The sequence below is a fragment of the Ephemeroptericola cinctiostellae genome, from assembly GCF_003339525.1.
In the GTDB taxonomy this organism is placed as follows: Bacteria; Pseudomonadota; Gammaproteobacteria; order Burkholderiales; family Burkholderiaceae; genus Hydromonas; species Hydromonas cinctiostellae.
Genome location: NZ_CP031124.1, coordinates 693,777 through 718,044 on the forward strand (window position 1 = coordinate 693,777; position 24,268 = coordinate 718,044).

At 48.0% G+C, this 24,268-nt stretch carries 25 protein-coding genes and 1 other RNA gene; 20 read left to right on the forward strand and 6 right to left on the reverse strand.

Features of this window, described 5'->3' with window-relative positions; translation table 11 throughout:
- Positions 1-496: 496 nt before the first annotated feature.
- Positions 497-1,516 carry an ATP-binding protein gene (locus tag DTO96_RS03350; RefSeq protein ID WP_308418253.1) on the reverse strand — a complete coding sequence of 340 codons (1,020 nt, stop codon included), beginning with the start codon at positions 1,514-1,516 and terminating at the stop codon, positions 497-499.
- Positions 1,517-1,660: 144 nt separating this feature from the next.
- Here DTO96_RS03350 and DTO96_RS03355 point away from each other — a divergent pair, with 144 nt between their 5' ends.
- Complete coding sequence (locus DTO96_RS03355) at positions 1,661-2,347, forward strand: IS1595 family transposase (protein WP_114562080.1); 687 nt, start codon at positions 1,661-1,663, stop codon at positions 2,345-2,347.
- A gap of 432 nt (positions 2,348-2,779) precedes the next feature.
- Here DTO96_RS03355 and ssrA read toward each other — a convergent pair.
- Positions 2,780-3,133, reverse strand: a transfer-messenger RNA (tmRNA) gene (gene ssrA, locus DTO96_RS03360).
- A gap of 49 nt (positions 3,134-3,182) precedes the next feature.
- On the opposite strand from ssrA, the gene DTO96_RS03365 reads away from it, so the two are divergent.
- From DTO96_RS03365 to DTO96_RS03410, 10 genes are all read left to right on the forward strand, one after another.
- Positions 3,183-4,070 carry a Rossmann-fold NAD(P)-binding domain-containing protein gene (locus DTO96_RS03365; protein WP_114562208.1) on the forward strand — a complete coding sequence of 296 codons (888 nt, stop codon included), beginning with the start codon at positions 3,183-3,185 and terminating at the stop codon, positions 4,068-4,070.
- Positions 4,071-4,313: 243 nt separating this feature from the next.
- Complete coding sequence (locus DTO96_RS03370; protein WP_157964311.1) at positions 4,314-6,491, forward strand: TonB-dependent receptor; 2,178 nt, start codon at positions 4,314-4,316, stop codon at positions 6,489-6,491.
- Positions 6,492-6,571: 80 nt separating this feature from the next.
- Positions 6,572-7,270, forward strand: a complete 699-nt coding sequence (locus tag DTO96_RS03375) for a Fe2+-dependent dioxygenase (protein WP_114562210.1) — start codon at positions 6,572-6,574, stop codon at positions 7,268-7,270.
- Between the two features lie 63 nt (positions 7,271-7,333).
- Positions 7,334-8,128, forward strand: coding sequence for an energy transducer TonB (locus tag DTO96_RS03380; RefSeq protein ID WP_157964312.1), 795 nt, complete (start codon positions 7,334-7,336; stop codon positions 8,126-8,128).
- 199 nt (positions 8,129-8,327) lie between these two features.
- Complete coding sequence (locus DTO96_RS03385) at positions 8,328-9,002, forward strand: MotA/TolQ/ExbB proton channel family protein (protein WP_114563902.1); 675 nt, start codon at positions 8,328-8,330, stop codon at positions 9,000-9,002.
- A gap of 9 nt (positions 9,003-9,011) precedes the next feature.
- The gene (locus tag DTO96_RS03390) at positions 9,012-9,422 is read left to right on the forward strand and encodes an ExbD/TolR family protein (protein ID WP_114562212.1); all 411 of its coding nucleotides are present in this window, start codon (positions 9,012-9,014) and stop codon (positions 9,420-9,422) included.
- Positions 9,423-9,476: 54 nt separating this feature from the next.
- Positions 9,477-10,037, forward strand: a complete 561-nt coding sequence (locus DTO96_RS03395) for a hypothetical protein (protein ID WP_157964313.1) — start codon at positions 9,477-9,479, stop codon at positions 10,035-10,037.
- Positions 10,038-10,126: 89 nt separating this feature from the next.
- Positions 10,127-10,462: a cupredoxin domain-containing protein gene (locus DTO96_RS03400; RefSeq protein ID WP_114563903.1), complete on the forward strand. Its 336-nt coding sequence runs from the start codon at positions 10,127-10,129 to the stop codon at positions 10,460-10,462.
- 54 nt (positions 10,463-10,516) lie between these two features.
- On the forward strand, positions 10,517-11,626 hold the full coding sequence (locus DTO96_RS03405; RefSeq protein ID WP_114562214.1) for an FTR1 family iron permease: 1,110 nt from the start codon (positions 10,517-10,519) through the stop codon (positions 11,624-11,626).
- Between the two features lie 216 nt (positions 11,627-11,842).
- A complete protein-coding gene (locus DTO96_RS03410; RefSeq protein ID WP_192879013.1) occupies positions 11,843-12,223 on the forward strand; it encodes a DoxX family protein in 381 nt (126 codons plus the stop codon).
- Between the two features lie 96 nt (positions 12,224-12,319).
- Here DTO96_RS03410 and mscL read toward each other — a convergent pair whose 3' ends face one another.
- Positions 12,320-12,736: a large conductance mechanosensitive channel protein MscL gene (gene mscL / locus DTO96_RS03415; RefSeq protein ID WP_114562215.1), complete on the reverse strand. Its 417-nt coding sequence runs from the start codon at positions 12,734-12,736 to the stop codon at positions 12,320-12,322.
- Positions 12,737-13,051: 315 nt separating this feature from the next.
- On the opposite strand from mscL, the gene petA reads away from it, so the two are divergent.
- The 5 genes from petA (at position 13,052) to DTO96_RS03440 (ending at position 17,203) form a co-directional block, all read left to right on the forward strand.
- Positions 13,052-13,678, forward strand: a complete 627-nt coding sequence (gene petA / locus DTO96_RS03420) for a ubiquinol-cytochrome c reductase iron-sulfur subunit (RefSeq protein ID WP_114562216.1) — start codon at positions 13,052-13,054, stop codon at positions 13,676-13,678.
- A 2-nt stretch (positions 13,679-13,680) separates the two neighbouring features.
- Entirely contained in the window at positions 13,681-15,087 is a 1,407-nt protein-coding gene (locus tag DTO96_RS03425) for a cytochrome b (RefSeq protein ID WP_114562217.1), read from the forward strand.
- Positions 15,088-15,105: 18 nt separating this feature from the next.
- Entirely contained in the window at positions 15,106-15,990 is an 885-nt protein-coding gene (locus tag DTO96_RS03430) for a cytochrome c1 (RefSeq protein WP_114562218.1), read from the forward strand.
- A 109-nt stretch (positions 15,991-16,099) separates the two neighbouring features.
- Positions 16,100-16,702, forward strand: coding sequence for a glutathione S-transferase N-terminal domain-containing protein (locus DTO96_RS03435; protein WP_114562219.1), 603 nt, complete (start codon positions 16,100-16,102; stop codon positions 16,700-16,702).
- 78 nt (positions 16,703-16,780) lie between these two features.
- Positions 16,781-17,203, forward strand: a complete 423-nt coding sequence (locus tag DTO96_RS03440) for a ClpXP protease specificity-enhancing factor (protein WP_114562220.1) — start codon at positions 16,781-16,783, stop codon at positions 17,201-17,203.
- Positions 17,204-17,276: 73 nt separating this feature from the next.
- Here the strand turns inward: DTO96_RS03440 and DTO96_RS03445 are convergent, their stop codons facing one another.
- Positions 17,277-18,449 carry a DUF3108 domain-containing protein gene (locus DTO96_RS03445; RefSeq protein ID WP_114562221.1) on the reverse strand — a complete coding sequence of 391 codons (1,173 nt, stop codon included), beginning with the start codon at positions 18,447-18,449 and terminating at the stop codon, positions 17,277-17,279.
- 232 nt (positions 18,450-18,681) lie between these two features.
- Between DTO96_RS03445 and DTO96_RS03450 the strand changes: the two genes are divergently transcribed.
- From DTO96_RS03450 to DTO96_RS03465, 4 genes are all read left to right on the forward strand, one after another.
- On the forward strand, positions 18,682-19,389 hold the full coding sequence (locus DTO96_RS03450; RefSeq protein WP_114562222.1) for a PhaM family polyhydroxyalkanoate granule multifunctional regulatory protein: 708 nt from the start codon (positions 18,682-18,684) through the stop codon (positions 19,387-19,389).
- 120 nt (positions 19,390-19,509) lie between these two features.
- Positions 19,510-20,385 carry a cupin-like domain-containing protein gene (locus DTO96_RS03455; RefSeq protein ID WP_114562223.1) on the forward strand — a complete coding sequence of 292 codons (876 nt, stop codon included), beginning with the start codon at positions 19,510-19,512 and terminating at the stop codon, positions 20,383-20,385.
- A gap of 1 nt (position 20,386) precedes the next feature.
- Positions 20,387-21,238 (forward strand): hypothetical protein, encoded by an 852-nt coding sequence (locus tag DTO96_RS03460; RefSeq protein ID WP_114562224.1) that lies wholly within the window; start codon positions 20,387-20,389, stop codon positions 21,236-21,238.
- An 18-nt stretch (positions 21,239-21,256) separates the two neighbouring features.
- The gene (locus tag DTO96_RS03465) at positions 21,257-22,093 is read left to right on the forward strand and encodes a hypothetical protein (RefSeq protein ID WP_114562225.1); all 837 of its coding nucleotides are present in this window, start codon (positions 21,257-21,259) and stop codon (positions 22,091-22,093) included.
- Positions 22,094-22,300: 207 nt separating this feature from the next.
- Here DTO96_RS03465 and DTO96_RS03470 read toward each other — a convergent pair whose 3' ends face one another.
- Positions 22,301-22,909: a hypothetical protein gene (locus DTO96_RS03470; RefSeq protein WP_114562226.1), complete on the reverse strand. Its 609-nt coding sequence runs from the start codon at positions 22,907-22,909 to the stop codon at positions 22,301-22,303.
- A 10-nt stretch (positions 22,910-22,919) separates the two neighbouring features.
- Complete coding sequence (locus tag DTO96_RS03475; RefSeq protein WP_114562227.1) at positions 22,920-24,227, reverse strand: AmpG family muropeptide MFS transporter; 1,308 nt, start codon at positions 24,225-24,227, stop codon at positions 22,920-22,922.
- Between the last annotated feature and the right edge of the window lie 41 nt (positions 24,228-24,268).

A 24,268-nucleotide genomic window follows, 5' to 3' on the forward strand; every position in this document is an offset into this window, starting at 1 on the left:
CGAAACGATCTTATGAAAGGTATAAAATACACGATAAAGCCACTGTGATTGCTCATCAATGCAGTGTGCTGCAGCAATTGAGTGTGGCTTCAAGGATTTGAATTGTCCCGTGTGTTGAGGTTAATACGTAACAATGACACTGGCTCGTCAATCTGTTGTACCCATATTCAGAAGTTCGCTTCGTTGATAGCGCGTCATCAAGCGTACTTTCAGCCAAACGAGTATGTTTTCTAAGATGCGTTCTATGTACATATTTTACACATAAAAATGTTGGGTGTTATGATATGTCTTTGATGGTTTGGATGTAAAAAACCTTGTAGCGTTGGTGTTTGCAGGATTTTTAGGCTGCTTGAGGTTTCTTTGAGACTTTTTTGGGTGACGGCAATCGAACTTGTCTTTGAATTGTGATGTTAATAAATTGATAATTTAAAAGCCCTTGATTACGCTCGATACGACCCTGTTTCGTCATGATGGGGTTGGGTAGGCTTAAGTTTTATTACTGTTCTTTTGCCCACATTAAAAAATTGGGTTCACTGACGACATAATCGCCATGGGCATTTTTGGTTAAGTGATTCTGCCGTGTTAGCCTGCGAATGGCGTTTTGCACCGCTGCGACACTGACATCTTTGATGCCGAGACCATTGGCGTATGACTGTCGGGCATTGCTTGAATAAGGTTCAATGCCGCCACCTGCTAAGTATTGAATAATGGACTTATCAAGCCCTTTTAATTGCATCCACGTCGTGGCATAGCCTTGATTATCTACAATCGAAGACCTTATGCGCTCCAGTGCGACTGACAAAGAGTGATTGGGGTCTAATATGACTTCTTTCATCAATGAACGCATGTGCATGGGCACTCGACCCAGTTGATCAAACGTTGAGATTAAGGCGTTCACATCCAAGCCATCGTGAGTGATTTGCGTATAAATATCCGCCAAGTGGAGTACAAAGCCGTCATCCAATACGGGAAAGTCAATGTTTGTGCTGAAGTGAAAAAAAGGTGCGCGGGCATCATCAAACATTGAAAGCAAACCATTGCGTGATGAGCCAGTGAAGATGGTTTTAGTTTTTGTGCGGTTTAAATCCAATCCAGTGCGCAATGACGATATAACGCCGGCTGCACTGGGGATGTTCACCAGTTCTTGAATCTCGTCCAATAAAAGCAAAATAGGATGCTCATTGCTTGCCAGTTGATTCAGTATTGTACTGATTGACTCCTTTGCGGGTTCGTTCATCTCAATGGATGTGCCTGCAATGGCTATTTTTTTAATGCTTTTGGCTTTGCTTACACTTTTGTCTAATAAGCTGTCCGCAGTGAATTGCTGCAACGCTTGTGTGAATTTTTCAACGATTTCGCCACTTGAACCATCTAAAAAGCTAAAATAAAACACGCGATATCCTGCGTTTTCAGCCATGGGCATGATGTCGTTGCGCAGAAACTCTGTTTTTCCCATGCGACGTGGGGCAAACAATGTTAAGGCATGAACAATGTTTGTGCTTAATGTTGTGATGATGGCGTGTGCGAGTTCTGTGCGCGGTTAATGCCAGTGATCAATGTCATTCATGTGTTGCACCTTGTTAGTACTTTATAGCTATTAATTTACTAAGGGTCTTAGGAAGCAAACGCATTAAAATATGCGCTAAGCTCTTGAGACCAAATGAAAAACAAGTACTTCAAACATTCAAAAATTAGCGAAGCGAAGTTTCGCCAAATTTTACGGTATTTTGCCCTTGATTTAACGGCAACGGAATGTGCTGCGTTAAGCGGCATATCCGTTCGTTCAATCAACACCATTTACCTCAAGATTCGTCGTCGTTTGGTGATTGTTTGTCTCCAAGGCTCACCACTCAAAGGAGAGTTGGAAGCCGACGAATCATATTTTGGTCCGCATCGTGTTCGAGGTAAACGCGGACGTGGTGCTTCAGGTAAAACCATCGTGTTTGGTTTACTCAAACGTGATGGCAATATCTACACTGAGATTGTGCCTGATGCTTCCAAAGCCAGCCTGCAAGCCATTATTCGTGGGAAAGCAGACATTAACAGCGTTATCCATACCGATGGTTGGCGCGGCTATAATGGCTTGGTGGACATCGGGTTTGATAAACACTTCCGGGTGAATCATGGTGCCGATGAGTTTGTAAATGGTTCTAATCATGTGAATGGGATAGAATCATTCTGGAGCTATGCTAAACGTCGTTTGGTTCAGTTTAACGGCGTTCCGAAAAACACATTTTTACTGCATTTGAAGGAAACTGAATTTAGGTTTAACCATCGCAAAAGCGACTTGTATAAAGTGCTTCTTAACATGCTGCGAGATGAGCCGTTATTGAATTCTGCTTCCTAAGACCCTTACTAATTAGTAAATCGATGTCTATTGATGCCTAATAATGCCCAGCATTGTCAAGCTTGTCAAGCTTGTCAAGTTTTAGTGTTTTATTTATGGTACTTGTTGGAGGCTAACGTGTTGTATTTTAAGGGCGTTATCCGTGTGATTTAATGATGTTTCCCTTGCCTGCTTTGAACTTGTCTAAATAACTCGCCCATTATGGTCTTTGATCAGCCTGGGCGTTTTTTATGATGATGGTTCTTTAAGGTTTGTTTCCATTGGGTAATGGCCTTAAACTTGGGTAACTGGTTTTTGAAATATTGAGTTACCCAAGAAGTTACCCATTTTTTAGCTGGATGTCAATGAGCCCATTAGAAGACTGCTATAGACAATAAAAAACCCTGTAACGTTGATGTTTACAGGGTTTCTAGACTTCTTTAAAACTTGTTTTGGTGGAGATGGCGGGAATCGAACCCGCGTCCGCAAATCCTCTACGAAGAGTTCTACATACTTAGCTTAATTTTTTAAACTTTAGCGGAGGTTGCATCAATTAAGCTAACGCTCGATCCGCGATTGACCTTGGATTTAAACCACATTTAAGCCACCCAAATGCGGTCGATTCTTTGTAAATGACGCTGTACTCCAAGCCAAAGACAACTCGGGACAGCGGCTAACAGCGATTAAGCTGCTAAAGCGAACGTTTTATCGTTTGCGTTTAAGTGTTTTCAGTTGTATTTACGAGGTAGCTGAGCCTCGGTATGCCCTCGTCCGCTTTGTAACCCACGTCGAAACCAGATCACCCCCAGACGGTGTTATTTTAGCACAGTTGCTGCATTGCGTTTAGAATGTTGCCATGAATACAAACACTTCTCCTTTTAAAAAATTACTGGTCATTGGCTTGGGTGATGTGGCGCGCCGCATTCTACCTTTATTGGGGGGGGAATGGGTGGTTGTGGCGACACAGCGACAATTGCACAGTGTGGCTGGGGTTTCCAGTTTAAGCTTGGATTTGGATGCGTCTGAAGCGGGTGCTTTTGGTGTGCTGCCTGATGGTGTGGATGCCCTGCTGTACACCGCACCCCCACCGAACAGTGGGGGTGTTGATGCACGCATGAGGGCGGTGTTGGCGCATTGGTTGGTGCATGGCGGTGCGCCGAAACATGTGGTTTACATCAGCACGACAGGTGTCTACGGTGATTGCGGTGGTGCTTGGGTGGATGAGCGGGCAGCGCTGAACCCTGAGAGTGGGCGTGCGGTGCGTCGGGTCGATGCCGAGCTGCAGTTGAGGGTTTTTGCTGCGCAGACGGGAGCGACTTTGACCATTTTACGGGCACCTGGTATTTATGCTTTGGAGCGTTTGCCAACGGATCGTTTGCGCCGTGGTGTGCCTGTGCTGAATGAGGTTGAAGATGGTTTCAGTAACCACATCCATGCCGATGATTTGGCCATGATGTGTGCGGCGGCCTTGAATAAACCCCATGGTGTGTTGGCTTACAACGCATGTGACGATGTGCCGGTGAAGGTGGGGGAGTGGTTTACGCGCTTGGCGCAGGTGGCAAGCCTTCCTGTGCCTCCGCGAATGGGGCGGGCGGAATTGGAGCACATGGTATCGCCGTTGCAGTGGAGTTTTATGCGTGAATCGCGCCGACTGTTGAATGCGAGCATTAAGCGGGATTTGGGTGTGGTGCTGCGTTATCCTTCCGTATTGGATTTTTTGGCGGCTCATCAGGGCTTGATTTGAGTGGTACGCGTTGTGTGCTGTGCTGATTTGTTGTATTGATTGACGCCTTCTTTTTGAAGGCGTTTTTTTATGCAATGTTCGTTGTTGTTTTTATTCCACACATTTCAGCCATTTTTTTATTGCGATGCAAAAATGAATTGTGTATAGTGTCGTTAATGCAAATCATTCTCGTTAATATTTTGTTGTTTTGAAGGTGATTTAAAGTGGATGTTTAAATGGTGTGTGATAACAATGGAGCTCGGAATGGTGAAGGTAGATAAGCGCATGAGTGGTGGCCGTGCGCAGGTGGCAAAAGTGGCGTTAACAGGTGTGGCTTTGACCATGGGCATGGCATCGCACTCGGTGTGGGCGCAGTCAGCGGGTGAACAGGAATTACCAACGGTGGTGGTTGAAGGGCAGAAAACGGCCGCTCAAATTGGCTATAAAGCGGAGAAAACCCGCGTGGGTAAGACCAAGCAGGCGTTGAAAGACATTCCTCAAGCGGTGACTGTGGTCACTGAGCAGTTGATGAAGGATAAAAATGCCGATAGTTTGAAAGAGGCGTTGCGCAACGTGGCGGGCATCACATTCAATGCGGGCGAAGGTGGCCGCATTGGTGACAACATCAATTTGCGTGGTTATTCTGCGGTGGGCGATTTGTATCTGGATAACATCCGTGATTATGCGCAATACAATCGTGAAACATTTAATTTGCAGCAAATCGATGTGCTTAAAGGTGCATCGTCGATGTTGTTTGGTCGAGGCTCAACAGGTGGTGTGATCAATCAAGTGAGCAAAACCGCGCAGCCTGTGGACAGCAATGAAATCACGGTCACGGGTGGCTCAAACAGTTATAAACGTGCCACGGTCGATTTGAATAAGGCCATCACGGACAATGTGGCGTTTCGTTTGAATGCAATGGATACCAAAACCACATCTGAGCGCAGCGGTGCAACCAGTAAACGTTATGGCATTGCGCCGACGTTGACGATTGGTGCGGGCACGCAAGATGAAGTGAATTTGTCTTATTACTACTTGAATGAAAACAATGTGCCTGATTATGGCGTGCCTTATGTCAAAGGTGCGGATGGCATCAGCCGTCCTTTGAATGTATCCACCAACCGTTTCTACGGCTTGAGCAACGCCGATTATGAACGCAATCAAACGGGCATTGCGACAGCGAGCTACACCCATTTGTTCAGCAATGATTCCAGCATTAAAACGACGGTGCGTGATGCGCATTACAGTCGTGATTTGCGGGCGACGGCACCGCGCTTTGCGGATCGGAGTATTTTGGCCAGTGCGGTGACGGATTCAAGCGTCATCAATCGACAGCGCCAAGCGCGTGGTGCAAAAGAACACCAAACCGCAGTGCAAACGGATTTCAATACCAAGTTTGAAACGGGTCGATTCAAGCATGAGTTCCTCACGGGTGCCGAGTTTGTCAGTGAGCGCTCAAACCGCTGGACAAATACCAACGCCAGTGTGGCCAATCCAGGCACGACAGTGGGCAATACAGATTCATCACCTGCTTTGAGTTCGGCATATTACAGCGGGTTCAGCCGCACCAATCCAAACTCGTACAAAGCGCAAAGCTATGGTTTGTATGTGCAAGATACGGTTGAAGTGGCACCCAAATGGAAGGTGCTCGCGGGATTGCGCTATGACCATTTGAAAGCCAATTACAAGCGCGATGCTTTGGGTGATTTGAATTTGGACATTGGGGCGCTCAGCGGGCGTGCGGGTGTGTTGTATCAACCGAATGATGCATCTACATATTATGCGTCATACAGCACGGGCTTTAACTCAACCGCTGAAGCCTATCAATTGGATGATCGCTTGGTCAATACCGATCCTGAGAAAACCCGCAACATGGAAATCGGTGCGAAGTTTAATTTGTATGGTGGTCGTTTGGGCTTGCGCACTTCATTGTCACGCTCAGAGAAAACCAATGAGCGCAACACGGATTTGGCATCACCTGATGTGTATTTGTTGTCGGGCAAGCGTCACACCGATGCGTTGGAATTTGAAGTCACAGGCCGCATCACGCCGAAATGGGATGTGTTTTTTAACCATGCGTTTATGCGTGCCAAAATTGATAATGCGGCAGGTACGGCAGCGGGCACTTTGGGCATGACCCCACGTAACACGCCGCGTTATACCAGCAGCATTTGGACGACTTATAAATTGCCACGCGGTTTTACGGTGGGTGGCGGTGTTGAATTTGTGGGCAAGCGTTTCGCCAATGACACCAATACGACGGTGGTCAAAGGTTACACCCGAGTGGATGCCATGGCGGAATACAGTGTGAACAAGTGGTTGACGGTGAAATTGAATGTGAAAAACCTGTTCAATCGCAAGTATTACGAGGGTGTATACACGGGTCACGTTTTGCCTGGCACCAGCCGCTCGGCTGAAGTGAGTTTGGTGGCGAAGTTTTAAATGACACGCTGATGCAACGGCCTGTGGTTGTGGTTTGCAACAACCGCAGGCTGGTTTTTTTTGAAGGCTGAGGCTGCCATATGATGTTACATCTTCCCAATGTTTTAAATGCTGAAGAGCTCAAATCGTGCCGTGCTTTGGTTGAGCGTGCAGAATGGGCTTCGGGTGCGATCACTGCGGGCACACAATCGGGTCAGGTGAAAAATAACCGTCAATTGCCCGAGGATTTGCCAGAAGCCATTGAGGCGCGGTCAATCGTGTTGACGGCCTTGAAGCGCAATGCTTTGTTTTTTAGCGCAGCCTTGCCCAAGAAAATTTACCCACCGTTGTTCAATCGGTACGATGGCGCTGCCAATTCTTTTGGCAATCACATTGACAATGCGGTTCGCGGCAAGGCACATCCCGATTGGGTGCGCACCGATTTGTCCATGACCTTGTTCTTGACTGAACCCCATGAGTATGAGGGCGGCGAGCTGGTGGTGGACGACGGTTTTTCAAAGCGAGAAATCAAGCTCCCCGCAGGTGACATGATTTTATACCCTTCATCCAGTGTGCATCGGGTTGAGGCGGTCACCCGTGGCTCGCGCATGTGCATGTTCACATGGCTGGAAAGCATGGTGCGCGGGGAAGAGCAGCGGCGACTGTTGTTTGACATGGATGTGTCCATGGTGAATTTACGCGACATGATGCGTCATGCAGGTGAGGCTGAGGATGGGGCGGCCTTGGTGCGTTTGACGGGGTGTTATCACAACTTGTTGCGCATGTGGGCGGACACCTGAGTGCATCGGTGATTGGCATTAATGACCCGCAGTGGGCGACTTTTAGAAAGAAAATACACACACATGAAACAGTTTAGTTTAAGTCAGGATGCCGCTTACCTCGTGCCCGCCTTGCGTTCACGTGGTTCAAGTTTTGCTTGGCCGACAACTTGGCGGCATAAGGCTGGGGTGCTGTTTGCGGTCATCGCAGCCCATGTTGCATTGCTGTGGATGGCTTTGTGGATGGTGGCAGCGGCACCGCCCGAAGCTTTGCCAATGGCGGAAACCGAGGTGATTTTGGAGCAAATCAGTGCGGACAGTCCAGTGTCGATGCCCGCTCCACAGCAGGTGAAGTTGCAAGAGCGGGTGTCCTCCCCTGTGCCTGCAGTTGCGTTATCACAGCAAAAAACCATGCGTGAGGCCGAGATGACTGAAACGGTCAAGCCCGTTGTGGCCATCAAGCCCACGCCCATGTTCGATCGGGCGAAGCCAGAGCCAACGCCTACAGCACAAGAAGCCCCTGCTGCGAGCACTGCGGTCAAAAGTGTTGCATCTGCACCAACACCTGTGGCTGAGGCTGCTGCAAAGCCAAGCAACAATGCCAAAGGTGCTGGGGTGGCTTTTAATCCCAAGCCGCCGTATCCCAAAGCTTTGGAGGAGGCAGGTGTGGGCGGTACGGTCGGTTTGTCGATTCAGGTCAATGCAGAAGGTCGAGCGAGTTCGGTGTCGGTGGTGCGCAGCAGTGGTCAACCTGCTTTGGATGCTTCGGCACGCGATACGGTGTTGAATCGCTGGAAGTTTAAGCCCGCGCGAGCGGCGTCGGGTGATGCTGTGGCCAGCACTTTGGTGCAGTCGATTCGTTTTGTGCCGAATGATTGATGGTGCTGATTTTAAACCGAATCAATCATTGGGTTTGACATCAAGTCTGATCGGTTGCAATGCACTGTAGTTGCACTGTAGTTGTTATGGGTGAGTGGTGATTGACGGTGCGTGTGTTTTTTTATTTATTTTTATACGGAGTTTTTTTGTGAATTCAGCTTTTGGTATCACCCATTTTTGGCAGCAAGGCGATGTGGTCATGCGCATTGTGACCTTGATTTTACTCATCATGTCGGTCGCTTCATGGGCTGTGATTGGTTTTAAAAGTTGGCGTTTGTGGGCGGTGAGTCGTCAAGCAAACATCGCCAGCAGTCAGTTTTGGCACAGTAAAAATTTGGCGCAGGGCGTGGCTGCTTTGGGCGATGTCAATGCCGCCAATCCCTTTCGTGACCTGGCTCAGGATGGTTTGAACGCGGTCGAACACCACGCCACCAGCCGCGATGATTTACACGGTGCGCTCAGCGTCAATGAGTGGTTGTCCAGCTGCTTGCGCCGTTCGTTGGACAACAGTGCGGCACGTTTGCACAGTGGTTTGTCGGTGTTGGCATCGATCGGTTCGACAGCGCCTTTTGTGGGTTTGTTTGGCACCGTGTGGGGCATTTACCATGCGCTGTTGAACATCGGTTCATCGGGGCAAGTGGGTTTGGATCAAGTCGCAGGCCCTGTGGGCGAGGCTTTGATCATGACGGCGTTCGGTTTGGCGGTGGCGATTCCAGCGGTGCTCGGCTACAACACCTTGCTGCGCAGTCAAAAAGGCGTGATGGCGAAGTTGAATAATTTTGCCCATGATTTGCACGCTTATTTCATCACAGGCTCGCGCGTCAGTCAGGTGGTTGCCAACAATGGCAGCGTGACTCCAGTTAAAGCACATTAAGGGGTGGTCATGGCTTTTAATGCAAGAAGTGACGACGATGAGGTGATGTCGGAAATCAACATGACCCCATTGGTCGATGTGATGTTGGTGTTGTTGATTATTTTTATTGTTGCTATGCCGATTGTGCAGCATGCGGTCAAATTGAACTTACCACAGGCGACGACCAAGCCGCAAGATGTGAACATTAAACACATCACTTTGGTGATTGATGCCAGTGGGCAAGTGACGTGGGATGGACGTCCGGTTGATGCTGTGGCCTTGAGTGGCGTTGCGCAAGCGGCGGCGGAGGCCGACAGTCAAGTGCAATTGCATGTGCGTGCAGACAAAGCGACACCGTATGAAAAAGTCGCACAAGTGATGGCTGCTGTACAAAATGCAGGTTTGTCTAAAGTGGGGCTCATCACCACGCCAGCACATTAGTGTTTTAATGTGTGCATTGTTTAGATATAATTGTCGATTTTTGCAGGAGGGCGTATGCCTTTTGTCTATGTTAAGTCGATAATGAGGTTTGTGCATTTTTTACCCGCTGCATATGCACTGGTCTCTGTGTTGAGTTTTGACCTGCGGGTGTTGTCAGTCTATGGTTTGCCCTTGGGGCGAGAGTTTTTGGGTGAGTTGCATGCGATCAAAAACAAGGTGAAATACAGCCTGATTCTGTTGTGGTTGACTGGGATTGCCATTGTTGCAATGGGGTGTCTGACAACCCCTGATTACCTTGATAATCAAAAATTATGGTTCAAAGTGTGCGCGGTGTTGATTTTAACCGTGAATGGCTATTTCATTCACCGCTGTTGCGGTCGCTTTAAAGAAGGTGTCATTTTATCCGAGCTTGATGCCCCAGCGGCATTGGGTTTAAATGTTTTAGGGGTCATTAGCTCTGTGTCTTGGGTCTGGGCTTGTTTCTTGGGTTCTGCGCGTGAGTGGAGTTTTAATATGGCGTTTTCTGATATGGCCTTGCTGTATGTGCTGTCGCTGTGTGCTGGGGGGGGCGTCTCCTTTTATTTGCATCAAAGGCATGTACGGCAATGGTCTTAAAAGTGCTCGATGGTGGTTGTGGGTGCATCAAAATAAACAAGTCGTTGCCTTCAGCGACAAAAGTAAATAATACAGATTGGAAAAAAGTAATGATGAAAAAATTAACCCGTGGTGTTGTTTTGGTCTCGGCATTGATGTTGTGTGGCGTGTCTTATGCAGAGGATTTGACGGCAAATATTGCCATCAAAGACCATCGTTTTTACCCAAGTGTGATTAAAGTGCCCGCAGGGCAAAAAATTAAGCTGGTCTTCACCAATATGGATGCCACACCTGAAGAGCCAGAAAGCGCAGCCTTGGGTTTTGAGAAGGTCATTGCGGGAGGTGGTCGTGCGACGGTGTTTGTGAAACCACTGAAGGCGGGTTCATACCACTTTATGGGTGAGTTTAATCAAGCCACCGCGCAAGGTGTGTTGGTTGCTCAATAAAACATTGTGTCAAGCATTGTGTGTTGGTTTTGAATGAAGTAAAAAAAGGAAATCATGTTTACCACTGGTTTAATTGTATTTAGGGAAACGCTGGAAGCGGCTTTGTTTATTGGCATTATGGCCGCCGCGACCCGTGGCTTGATGGGGCGATCATGGGCAATTGTGATCGGCGTTTTGGCGGGTTTGGCTGGTGCTTTTGCCATTGCGGCTCTGACTGAACGCATCAATGATGCCGCCAATGGCACAGGGCAAGAATGGTTGAATGTGATGGTTTTGGGGCTCGCTTTTGTGATGTTGACGTGGCATGTGATGTGGTCAAGTCGGCATGGCAAAGAATTGGCGGGGCAGGCGAAAACATTGGGAGCCAATGCCAAATCAGGTAAAAGCTCGATGTGGGCGATTTCAATTGCCATCGCCATGATTGTTTTGCGCGAAGGTGCTGAAACCGTCTTGTTTGTCACAGGGGCTTTGGCCAGCAATGACACGCCTCCTGCGGTGGTTCAAGCGGCACAAACACATGTGATTCAACCCAGTGCGGCTCAAGGCTTGGTGCAGGAGATTGATTTGACCAAGCCCACATCCAGTGCCGCCATGGCTTTACCACAGGAATTGGATCTGACTAAAAAAGCGTCGCCAGCTCAAGCCGTGCCACTTTCCGCGTTACCTCAAACGGTTGATTTAACCCAAGCACCCACACCATCGGCCGCCCCTGCACACTCAATTTCAAGTGCCGCGTTGAGTGAGCCAGCTCAGGGTGACAGCACATCAGGCGATTCGGTCGAGCCCATGACCGCTCGTGATGTTGTCAGCGGTGGTTTCGCAGGTTTGGGGTTGGGCGCTATTGTTGGTTTGGTGATGTACTTTGGCTTGGTGCGTGTGCCCGTTGGACGCATGTTCTCCATCACCAATGCGTTTGTGGTGGTTTTGGCTGCGGGCATGATGGGGCAGATTGGTAATAAGCTCGTGCAGGCGCAGGTGTTGCCGAGTGGCGCTGACCCATTGTGGGACTCCTCTCGCTTGATTGGTGCCGACAGCGCTGCGGGGACTTTTTTCCATGCCTTGATGGGGTATGAAGCCCAACCATCTTTGACGCATGTGGCCTTCTTTGCTGCTGGGCTGTTCATGATTGTCATGGTGGCGCGTTGGGCCAAGACCAGAGTTTGATGTGTTATAAACCAACCCTCAACTCAACCGCATGCATCGCTGTGTGCGGTTTTTTTGTGAATGAGGCCAAAGCATTGTTTCATTTATGAGAAAGTCATTTGGTGTTTACCCCGTTTATCAACATGCGGTTAAACGTTAAAATTTCACCATGCTTGAATGTTAGATGAGCAAGGGTTCTCTTGCATGGCATTATTTTTATATAAAGGAAAATACATTATGAACAGCTCTAAACTGGTGATTTTAGGTCGTGCTTTGATTGCTTTACTTTTTGTTCCCGCGGGCATTTCAAAGATTTTTGGATTTGCGGGCACTGTTGGTTACATCACTTCTGTGGGTCTGCCTTTGCCTACTTTGGCTGCGATCGGTGCCATTGTTGTTGAGGTGGGTGCAGGCTTGGCGTTGTTGGCGGGTTATCGCACGCAGCTTGTTGCTTTAATTTTGGCTGCATTCACTTTAGTGGCGGCCGTGGTTTTTCATAATTTCTGGGCGGCGCCTGCAGAAATGGCGCAAATGCAACAAATCATGTTCTTTAAGAACATTGCCGTTGTCGGTGGTTTGTTGATTTTATCCGCTTTTCCGAGCACTAAAAACAACTGATTGAGTTTGAATGGTTGCCCGTGTGGGGCTTTAACCTAAAGCAAAGATAAAAAAAGGATGAGCCATGCTCATCCTTTTTTTGAGAAAAATAAATTTTTATTTTTTCAAGCTGTCACGAATTTCACGCAACAACACCACATCTTCAGGCGTCTCTGCTGGCGCTTCTGCTTCTTTTTTGCTGAGTTTGTTCACAGCTTTGATGATCACGAAGACCGCAAAGGCCAGCAACAAAAAGTTGATGAACACAGTGATGAAATTGCCATAAGCAAACACAGGTACGCCTGCTTTGGTCAATGCTTCATAGGTGTGTGGCACGCCTGCAGGTGCATCGCCCAGCAACACAAACATGTTGCTGAAATCGACTTTACCGCCAAACAAGGCGCTGATGAGCGGCATGATCAAGTCCTTCACCACCGAGTCAATGATTTTACCCATCGCAGCGCCGATGATGACACCAATTGCCAAATCAAGCACATTGCCTTTTAGTGCGAACTCTTTAAATTCTTTCCACATAATTTACCCCTTTTGATTCGGTTAGAGTTGAAATAGTACTTTTATAAAAAATTAAACAACGGTCAAAAGTATAGCGGATTCTATTCGCGAACGTATTTAAATGCAGGCTAAATTTCATTTATGGATGAAATTTGTCGTTTAAAGCATCCTCATTGATCAAACCCCTTTAAAGCGGGGCGAGTTTACGATACAATAGTAGGGTTATTATGGCTAAGTGGCATTGTATGGTGATGTCTTTGCATTCGCTTCCTGAGGCATCATGTGGTGAATGTTTAGCCCTACCGATTTAATCAACTCAACCAATAGGGGTCGTCCATGAGCGATCAACAATCAAAAAATCCTCCAATGGATAAAGAGCGACGTAGCCTGCTCGTCGCCACAGGTGGTTTAAGTGCGCTGGGTGCAGCCGCGTTTGCAACGCCATTGGTGGCGAGTTTTGCACCTTCAGAAAAAGCCAAAGCGGCAGGCGCACCTGTCGAAGTGGACATCGGCGATCTCAAAGTGGGCGAGCAAAAAGTAGCCGAATGGCGTGGTAAGCCCGTATGGATCATTCGCCGTTCTGACGAAATGACTGCAGGTTTGAGCAAGGTTGACCCAGAGCTGGTTGATCCAAAATCTGAAAAACCATTCACCATGCCTTTACCTGAGTACTGCAATAATGCGTTCCGTGCTCGTGCTGATCATAAAAACATTCAAGTGCTGGTCGGCGTGTGTTCTCATTTGGGTTGCTCACCCAGTGCGAAATTCACCTCAGGTGCTCAAGCGGGTTTGCCTGACAATTGGCCAGGTGGCTATTTATGCCCTTGTCATGGTTCAAAATTCGATTTGGCGGGTCGCGTGTTCAAAAACGTTCCAGCGCCAACCAACCTTGACGTACCCCCGTACATGTTCTTGACAGACACCAAGATCGTTATTGGTAAAGATGAGAAAGGCGAAGCATAAAAATGGCTGATTATAATAAACCTGAGGCCGATGGCGTATTGGGCTGGATTGACTCACGTTTCCCGCTCTCAAAGATGTACAAAGAGCACATGAGCGAGTATTACGCACCGAAAAACTTTAATTTTTGGTATGTTTTCGGCGTTTTGTCGATGGTCGTATTGGTGATTCAGATTGTCACAGGTATTTTCTTGGTGATGAACTATAAACCCGATGCATCGTTGAATGGTGCCGGTGTGCCCGTGGCTTTCGCCAGTGTTGAATACATCATGCGCGAAGTGCCGGGCGGTAAATACATCCGTTTGATGCACTCAACAGGGGCATCGATGTTTTTCGTTGTGGTTTACATGCACATGTTCCGCGGCTTGCTCTATGGTTCATACCGTAAACCGCGTGAATTGGTGTGGATTTTTGGTTGCTTGATTTTCTTGGCGTTGATGGCTGAGGCATTCATGGGCTATTTATTGCCTTGGGGGCAAATGTCATTCTGGGGTGCGCAGGTGATTGTTAACTTGTTCTCCGCAATTCCACTGATTGGTCAAGACTTATCGATCTTCATCCGTGGTGATTATGTGGTCGGTGATGCAACGTTGAATCGTTTCTTTGCTTTACACGTGATTGCTGTGCCGTTGGTCTTGTTGGGGTTGGTGGTGGCTCACATCATCGCCTTGCATGAAGTCGGTTCGAACAACCCCGATGGCGTTGAAATCAAAAAATTGAAAAATGACAAAGGCATCCCACTCGACGGCATTCCTTTCCATCCGTATTATTCAGTGCATGATTTTGCTGGCATTGCGATTTTCATGATCATCTTCTTTGGCATCGTGTTCTTTAAGCCGAATATGTGGGGTTATTTTTTAGAAGATAACAACTATTTGCAAGCCAATGCATTCCAAACGCCGCCGCACATTGCGCCTGTTTGGTATTTCACGCCGTTCTACTCGATGTTGCGTGCGGTGACTGATCAAATGAAGTATTTGTTTATCGCTTTGATTTTGTTGGCGGGTGCGATGACTTATGCCCGTGGTCGCATGGCTCAAAAAACAAAAATGATCCTTGCTGCAGGTTCTGTGGTGTTGGCGGTGTTCATGTTTGCAACTGAGTCCAAGTTCTGGGGGGTTTTGGTGATGGGTGCAGCAATCATCACATTGTTCTTCTTGCCTTGGCTTGACCGTTCACCTGTGAAGTCAATGCGTTATCGTCCAAAATGGCATTTTTCATTGTTGATGTGCTTTGTCGTGAATTTCATTATCTTGGGTTATTTGGGTGTTGCGCCCACATCCGCCTTGGGTGGTTATGTGTCGCAAGTGGGTACGTTGTTTTACTTCGGGTATTTGTTCTTGATGCCGTGGTGGTCGTCGGTGGGTGAGTTTAAACAGCCACCTGAACGTGTTAACTTTAAACCCCACTAATCGATAGAGGATAACGACATGTTGTATTTTCTGACTAACAATTTTGTGTATGTTATTTTTGCGCTGGTTCTCGCGGTGGCTGGTTTGGCCGCTTGGATGACCTTTGTCAACAAAGAGAGATATGCGGGTGGGGCGATTTCCAATGCGCACCAGTGGATGATTCGCTTGCTGAAAGCCTTGGTGGCATCTTTGGCTTTTGGTGTGGCTTTAATCATCTTTGGCGGTGGTCATGGTGGCGTGCCCACCAAGGCGGCCAATGTGGATGTAACGGATCGTGCATCGTTACAGCATGGCGCTGCGGTGTTTCGTGATTACTGCTTGAGCTGCCATGGTTTGTCGATGGTGCGTTACAACCAGTTGACTAAACTGGGCATTTCTGAGGACGACATCAAAGCAAAAATGCTGACCACCACGGATAAAATCGGTGACACCATGCAAGTGGCCATGAACTCAGCCGATGCCAAGCGTTGGCTCGGTGTTGCGCCACCTGATCTATCATTGATGGCAAACGCCAAAGGTGCGGATTACATCTACTCGTACTTGACTGGTTTTTACAAAGACGACAACCGTGAAACAGGTTGGAATAACTTGTACTTGAAAAATGCAGCCATGCCGCATGTGTTGTGGCAAGAAGAAGGCATTAAAACAGCGAAGTTTGTGGACGTAGAAGAGCACGGTGCGAAAGTCTCTGAATTTGAGGGTTTTGAAATGGTTCAGCCGGGTAAGCAAGATGCTGAAACTTTTGATAAAACCGCACGTGATGTCACCAATTTCTTGGTATGGGCGGCTGAGCCAGACCAGACCAAGCGCAAATACATTGGTTTTGGCGTGATGGCATTTTTATTGCTGTTGGCTTTGGTTACTCGCAAGCTCAGTAAAAATTACTGGAAAGACATCCATTAATTGGTAATTACTAACGAAAAGGCAAGCATGGCTTGCCTTTTTTGTTTTAATTGCGCACACTGTCACATCGGCGACATGTTGTCGTTCTGTTTACAAGGATTTTTCTATTATGATGGTTTTATATTCAGGAACAACCTGCCCTTTTTCACAACGCTGTCGTTTCGTTTTGTTTGAAAAAGGCATGGATTTTGAAGTGCGTGATGTTGATTTGTTTCAAAAGCCAGACGACATTATGATGATGAATCCATATGGTCAATTGCCCATTCTGGTTGATCGTGATTTGATTTTGTATGAATCAAACATCATCAACGAATACATTGATGAGCGTTTTCCTCACCCACAATTGATGCCTGCGGATCCTGTGATGCGTGCACGCGTGCGTTTGATGTTGTTGACGTTTGAGCGTGAGTTGTTTGTTCATGTGCAAACCTTAGAAAATGTCTCTCGCCAAGCGGAACATGAGGCGGCTGCGAAACACATTGCGGATCAATTGACTCAATTGGCTCCTATTTTTGCCCACAACAAATACATGTTGGGTGATGATTTTACGATGCCTGACATTGCGCTTGCACCATTGTTGTGGCGTTTGGAGCATTATGGCATCAGCTTACCCAAGGCGGCGGCACCGTTGTCAAAGTATGCGGAACGTATTTTCTCTCGTCCAAAATACATTGAAGCACTGACCCCTTCTGAAAAAGTCATGCGCCGTTAATTGCAGTGGTTAAGGCGTTGAATGCATTGAGTGCACTCAACGCCTTAATGCCTTGTCGTTTTTTTGTAAGGAAATCTCATGTCAACAACCGCATCACAAAAGCCCTATCTCATTCGCGCTTTATGGGATTGGTGCAATGACCTTGGGCATACACCGCACATCCTCGTTCATGTGGATGGTCGGACGCGTGTGCCTGCAGGTTACGCGGCCGATGGTAAGATTGTGCTGGATGTGAGCATGGATGCAACCAGTGGCTTGGATTTGTCTGGGGATGCCATTCAGTTTCAAGCCCGTTTTGCGGGGGTGGCGCATCACATTCATGTGCCGTATGCCAATATCATTGCTATTTTTGCTGCAGAAACTGGTCAGGGCATGCCGTTCGATGTGGAGGGCGATGACGATGAGGGCGATCAAGCGAGTGTTGAGAAATCCGATGACGGTGAGTCTCCAACAGAGCCAACGCCGCCGCCAAAGGCCAGTCCGTTGAAATTGGTGAAATGACCTTATGTAAACCAAGTGTTGTTGAATAAAAAACCGTGAATGTATTCACGGTTTTTTTTATGGGTTATCCCGTTCAACTGGATTTTCGGCTGATGAGTGTGACTTTCCCTGAAGTGAAGCCAAGTTCAATTTGTAAAGGTCGGTATTTTTTTTCTGGGACGAGCCACACATCAATGCGTTGGATGCTGCCGCTTGGGATTTGGATGCTGGCAGGCACTGCGCCTTCAAATGCACCTTCTGCAGTTGACAGGCGCTCGCTTGGTTTGAATGTGACAGTCGCCATTTCCACGGTGGTTCGTTTGCCAATCGGCAGTTGCAGGTGATTACCTGCTTGGGCTTGTTCGGGGTGCTGTTGTAGCAAGGCTTGCAAGTAAACGATGGCCGACAGGTAGTCATAGACCACGGTGTAGGGCAAGGGCGATGTGCCGTTGCTTGTGGAGCCAAAGTTGATCACTTTTTCTGGATAGCTGATGATGAAATTGCTTCCGGCCCTTTCTGTGCCCATGCCTAAAAAAGAAACGCTTCGCCCATCATTGAAACGGGTGGTGGCAATCGTGTTGTCGCGGATTTCACCTTCGGCATGAGCCGAAAATTTACCAATGGCAGCTTTGGCTGAGAGGTCGGCGGTGTAAGTGCCATCATTGCGTTTGAATGTCAGGGTGGCACCACCGCTCGCTTCAATATTGCCTTTGCTCGCGGTGACATTGTATTCAATTTGAAAGCCGCCAATCGGTGAAACCGCAATGGGGATGCCGTTTACAAGTGGTTTACTGGCGGCTGTGTGGGTTTCATTTGTGGCGGTTGTATTGGATGGGCTTGTGTTGCTTGGATTGCTGCTGCCATTACCATGATCGTTGCTTTTGGGCGTTTGAGTGCCATTGTCTGCGGTGGTTGACGAGTCGGCTTTTACCGCTTGTGCCTTTGGTGCAGAGGCCGCATGGGCACGGGTAGCCGTAGGCTTAGCTTGGGTCGGCGGGGCGGGTTTAACAGCTTCGGTTTTAGTCTGTGTTATGGGTGTTGCTGGTGTTGCTGCTGGTGTGGCTGGTGTTGCGATGGTTTTCTGTTGCTCAGGCGTGGTTTCGGTTGTGGCTGGTAAAATGGTTGCGTCCACGACTTCGGGTGGTGTGGGTTCGGGCGTGCTGATGTCGCTGGCGGTGAACCACAGCGTCACCAAAAGGAAGCCATGCAGGAGGCCGCTCAAGAGCATGTTTTTTTTATTGCGGTGGGCGTTGATTGGTTTGGGCATTGGCGAGTGAACGTGAGAAAAGGGTTATATTTGAAATGTTGTGTTTGAAAGGTTGTATTTAAGGGGTGACGGGGGGATCGGTTGACGATGAAGTTTGAACTTAGTTTAGCAAAAAACTTGTTTGTATGCCCAAAAGGGTGTTTAATAATGCAGCATTAAAATAAAACATTTTTTGCGCTCAAAGGCTTACATTTTAGTCTGCGCTTTCTTTTTGAAGACCCAAGGAGACACCATGTTTTCAAAAATCCCATCTTTTTTTTCCATGCCCAATGCGTCCGCTTCATCTGACAATGCAACGCCCACGTTCGCAGGCATGCCTTTGGTCAACCCTTTGCTCAATGATGCCCAACAAAACATTGAAAGTCTGGATGAGCGCATCCAACAACTGGAGTCTGTTGCACAATGGTTGAACATGAATTTGCAGCTGGTCAACAGCACCGTTCAACAATTGCAAGTGCAGAAGCAAACGTTGCAGGCTTTGGCTCAATGGCAAGCACTGTCCAAAGATGCACTGGGCGAGTTCGCCAAGATGAATCCATTTGCGGCTGCACAAGGGGTGACTGAAGAGGTTGTCGCTGAAGCACCCGCTGTGGTGAAGGCCAAGCCTGAGCCTAAAAAAGCCGCTGAAAAGCACACCCATGTTGAGGCACCAGAAAGCAGTGAAGTAGAGCCTGATTCTGAGTCAAGCACAGAGGCTTTGCCAGCAGCCTTTGAAAAAATGGCACAATCATGGTGGGATGGTTTGCAACATCAGTTTGCTCAATTGGCACAGCCACTGGTGGATGCGGCTAAAACCACGGTTGCCGAGGCAGCTGAACACGGCCTTAATTCAACGACGGCCGCTCCCACTCGCACCAGTCGAGCTAAAAAAGCGCCCGCAGCAGTAAGTAAAACGCCTCGTAAAACGACAAGCAGTAAAGTTGTTCGCACAAAAAGCTAGCCCTTGATTGTGGGTTCACGGTGATGGTTTATAATGGAAGCTAAAATAAAATGGTTAAGGAAAAAAGGGGGGCTGTTCATCTTTCCTTAACTGAATAATCCACTCACAACGGAGTTTTCCATGGGGTTTGATTTCCAAGCCGTCGAGCGTGTTGCGACCATCAGTCCAACCGACTTTTATAACCTTTATGTCAAACCGCAGAAGCCTGTTGTCGTTGAACGACTGACGGCAGACTGGCCTGCGTATGAAAAATGGCATTTTGAATACATCAAACAGGTGGCAGGCGACACCATGGTGCCTCTGTACAACAACGACCCTGTGGATTACACCAAAAAGGTCAATGAGCCCGATGCCACCATGAGCATGCGCGATTACATTGATTTGCTACTGAGTGGGCAAACAACGTTGCGGATTTTTTTGTACAGCCTCATGAAGCATGCGCCTGTGTTGCAAAATGACTTTAAATTTCCAGATTTAAAACTAAAACTAATTAAAAGCCTGCCTTTTTTGTTTTTTGGTGGAAAAGGTGTGAATGTGTTCATGCATTACGACATTGATCTGTCGAATATTTTACATTTCCATTTTGCGGGAGAAAAGCGTTGCATCATCATCCCGCCTGAGCAAACACCGTTGATGTATAAAATTCCCTATTCGAACATTTGCCATGAATCAATTGACATTGATCATCCTGATTTTAATCAATGGCCTGCACTGCGTCATGTGCATCCCTATGTCGCTGATTTGCGACATGGTGAAATGCTGTACATGCCTGAAGGCTATTGGCATTACATGAAATACATCACGCCTGGGTTTTCAATGAGCTTGCGGGCTTTTCCAATCCATGCGAGCAACATCGTGCGTGGTGTCTTTAATCTTTTCGTCGTCCGCCACTATGACAATTGGATGCGAAAACGCAAAGGGGCGGCGTGGATTGAAGAGAAAAATAAACGTGCCATTGCGCAGACCAACGCCACGTTGAGCAAATTGAGGCCTTGATATGCTTCAGGCTGAAAACGTCCATATTTACCAAATTTATTACGATGATGCATCCTTTCAGGCATTGGATGCGGGTTTCATTCCTTTGGATAACCGCAGCAATGAACGACCAGACTGGTCTGAATATTGGCCGATTCAACGGTTTTTACGCACCCATGCACTCAAAGAGGACGATTACTATGCATTCTTATCGCCCAAGTTTGAGCTGAAAACACAGTTAAATGCCGCTCAGTTGATGCAATTCATACAAGAAAATCACCGTGCTGAAGTGGATGCATTTATTGTCACGCCTTTTTGGGATCAAGCGGCTTTTTTTCAAAATATCTTTGAGCAAGGTGATTTTTGGCACCCCGATTTGATGGCTGTGAGTCAAGCCTTTTTACAGCGCATTGGTCATCCAACGGATTTGAGTGCATTGGTCTCACACGGTCAAAATACGGTGTTCTGTAATTACATTGTGGCCAAGCCCAGGTTTTGGTATCGTTGGATGGCATTGGTTGAGCAGCTGTTTAACATCGCTGAAGCCTCTCCTGAGGATGAGTTGGGGCGGCATTTAACGCTGGGAACGCGACACAACGATCAGTACAGCTACCCCTTTAAAGTCTTTATTCAGGAACGTTTGGCGACCCTCATTTTGGCGACCGAAGCGTTCAATGTGGTGTCCTGCCCTTTGTACCATTTACCCACATTGATTGATGTGTTTGAATCCAACCGTTCTGCATTGCTTGATTGTGATGCACACAAGCAGGCGTTTGTCCGGACGGGGCATGTTGTTTTTGAGCAGGCTTATCGTGACAGTCGTCGAGTGGTTCAGCAAGCGCTTGATCAAAGTGCGCTGTCATCGGCTGTTTAACACATTAGGAGATTGGGCTTGGCCAATTTATTCATCCATCAAATATATTACAACGAGGAAACGCGGGTTGGTTTGGATGCGGGGTTCATCCCTTTGGATAACATGAGCAATGCGCGCCCTGACTGGTATGAGTTTTGGCCGATTCGGCAGTATTTAAATGCGCACCTCGAGCACATGAACGAGGATGACCTGTATGGTTTTTTTTCACCGAAGTTTGGGCGCAAGTTGGGTTTGGGGTCGGCGGATGTGATTCAATTTGTGCAGCATAAATTCCGTGCAGACGTGGATGCCTTTATTTTTTCACCTTGCTGGGATCAGACGGCTTTTTTTCGAAATGTCTTTGAGCAGGGTAATTATTGGCATGCCGGTTTACTTGACATGAGCACTGAGTTTTTCAAGCGCATCGGCCAACCCGTTGATTTTCATCAGCTCATCACGCACAGTCAAAACACCGCTTTTTGCAATTACACAATTGCTAAGCCTAAGTTTTGGCGGCAATGGTTGGCATTGGGCGAGCAGTTCTTTCAAATGGTGGAGGCGGGTGAGGATGATTTTGCTCGGTCGTTCTCGGACAACACCTATTATATTGGTGGCTATAAATACCCGATGAAAACGTTTGTGCAAGAGCGATTTGCCACGTATGTTTTGGCCACGGGGGCTTATGTCATTGAGGCCTTTGATACATTCAGTTTGCCTGCATCGATGCCGATGGAGGACAATGAGTATTGCCTTAACTTGTTGGCGTGTGATGCTTATAAGCAGGCTTATGTGCAGACGGGTCAGCCTACTTTCGCAGGGGCGTATCAGTGCTTACGCAATCGCATCACGGCTGAGTTTGTGCAACGGGTGCTTTAACAGGGTGTGAATTAATCCCGTCACTTTTTCTAAGGTTAAAGCGCGGCTTTTGCCAGATTGAACCCGTCAAGTTAAAACAAAACCAGTGGTGATGGGGGCGTGGTTTTTAATTCTTTTTGTACTTCGATTCATTGCTTCGATCAATGGGGCTGGAGCAGTGAATGTATTCCACATGCCTTTGTTTTGTTGTGCGTTGCTTTGGGTGCATCAATGGCAAGGCAACCAAGCACCTACTGAGTTTTGACACATGGACGCAATGTTTTTGTTGACTTGATGGCGTTGCAATGTGCCACTTGATACGACGGGACTTTCTGTGCGGACTGGCGATGGGGCGGCAGGTTGAGGGGCGATGCGAACGGGCTCATACACGGGCTCTTCATAATTGGTCGAAGCCATTTGCGTTGGTCGATTGGTTTTTTTGCTGGTGCTGCTGGCCGTGGTGGTTTTTTGGGTGGGCGCAGCAGTGGCCATGTTGGTCGGCGCTGGGTTTGAGTTGGTTTTTATGCTTGCTTTGTTTGTTGTGCTTGCCGTGCTGCTGGCTGTGTGATTGGCCGCAGGTGCTGTTGTTGCGACACTCGGCGGGGTCACAGGTGCAACCGCAGGCATCGCAGGTGCCGTGGGCGGTATGACCATTTTTTGAGTTGCAATTTTAGGTGCGGCTACTGGAGGGGGGGCAATCACAGGTGCTTGACCCTGCGCATTCAAGTAAGCTGTGCGTTGGTAAGCAGGTGCTAAAAGACCATCAAACCGCCCAAGGCCATACAGTGCCAAAACCAGATTGATGGCGAGCAAGGAGATCAGGATTTTAGTGCGCATGGTGTGTGCCTTACTTTGCAGGGCTGCTGGTGAAATCAGTTGATAAAGGGGTGGGGGTGTGGTTCCACGGGGCCACCTTGAAGAGCATGAGCATGCCGGGAATCGCCAGTGCAGTGCATAAATAAAAGAAATTTTCCCAACCCATTTTTTCAACCAAGCCGCCTGTCAGCGCATTAATCACTGAGCGCGGCACGGCCGATAAGCTGGTGAACAGCGCCAATTGTGTGGCCGTGTAAGCGGGGTGGGTTTCACGTGCCATGTAAGCGACAAAAGCCGCCGTCCCAAGGCCCACACCCAATGCTTCAAAGCCAATGACCACGGCCAACATTGAGCGTTCTGCTGCGCCCACTTCGATGAACGGCCCTGAATGTGCCAGCCAAGCAAACCCCAAAATAGACACCACTTGCACCACACCAAATAACCACAGCGCACGGTTAATGCCTAATTTTAGCATCCAAATGCCACCAATGAATGCCCCGAGGATTTGCATGGTCAAGCCACTGCCTTTGACCACTGCGCCGATGTCCGTTTTGGTGAAATGCATGTCGAGGTAAAATGGTGTGGCCAGCGCGGTGGCCATGCTGTCGCCCAATTTGTACAGCAGAATGAAACCGAGCACACCCAATGCGCTCATCCAGCCTTGGCGGCCAATGAACTCTTTAAAAGGTTCAATCACCGATTGAGCCAAAGTGCGTGGCGAGCGTGCGAGCAATTTCGGCTCGCCCACCCACAAGGTCATGCCAATCGCTGGCAACATGAATAATGACGTGATGATGAATACAGTTGACCACGGTAAACGATCCGCCAAAATCAGAGACAGCGAGCCTGGCACCAGGCTGGCCATCCGATAGGCGTTGACATGAACACTGTTGCCCAAACCCAACTCTTCATCGCTTAAAATTTCACGGCGATAAGCATCCAGAACGATGTCTTGGCTGGCAGAGAAAAAAGCCACACAGGTGGACAAAATGGCGATGTTTTGAATGTCTTGAGTCGGGTTAAACAAGCTGTAAGCCCACATGGAGCCGAGCAGTGCCAATTGTGTCAACAGCATCCAGCTGCGTCGACGTCCCATTTTTGGAATCAAGTTGTAACGATCCATCAAGGGCGACCACAAAAACTTCCATGTGAAAGGCAATTGAATCAAGGCAAAGGCCGCGATGGTTTTTAAATTGAGGCCTTCACTGCGCAACCAAGCGGGCAGCAAATTGAGTAAAAAATACAAAGGCAAGCCCGAGGCAAAACCTGTGAAAATGCAAATCAGCATTTGACGGGTCAAAATTTGTTTGTACCAAGGGTGAGGGGTGCTGTTGGTCATGTGTGGCTCAAAAAATAATGCAAAATAAAGGGGCAATGCAA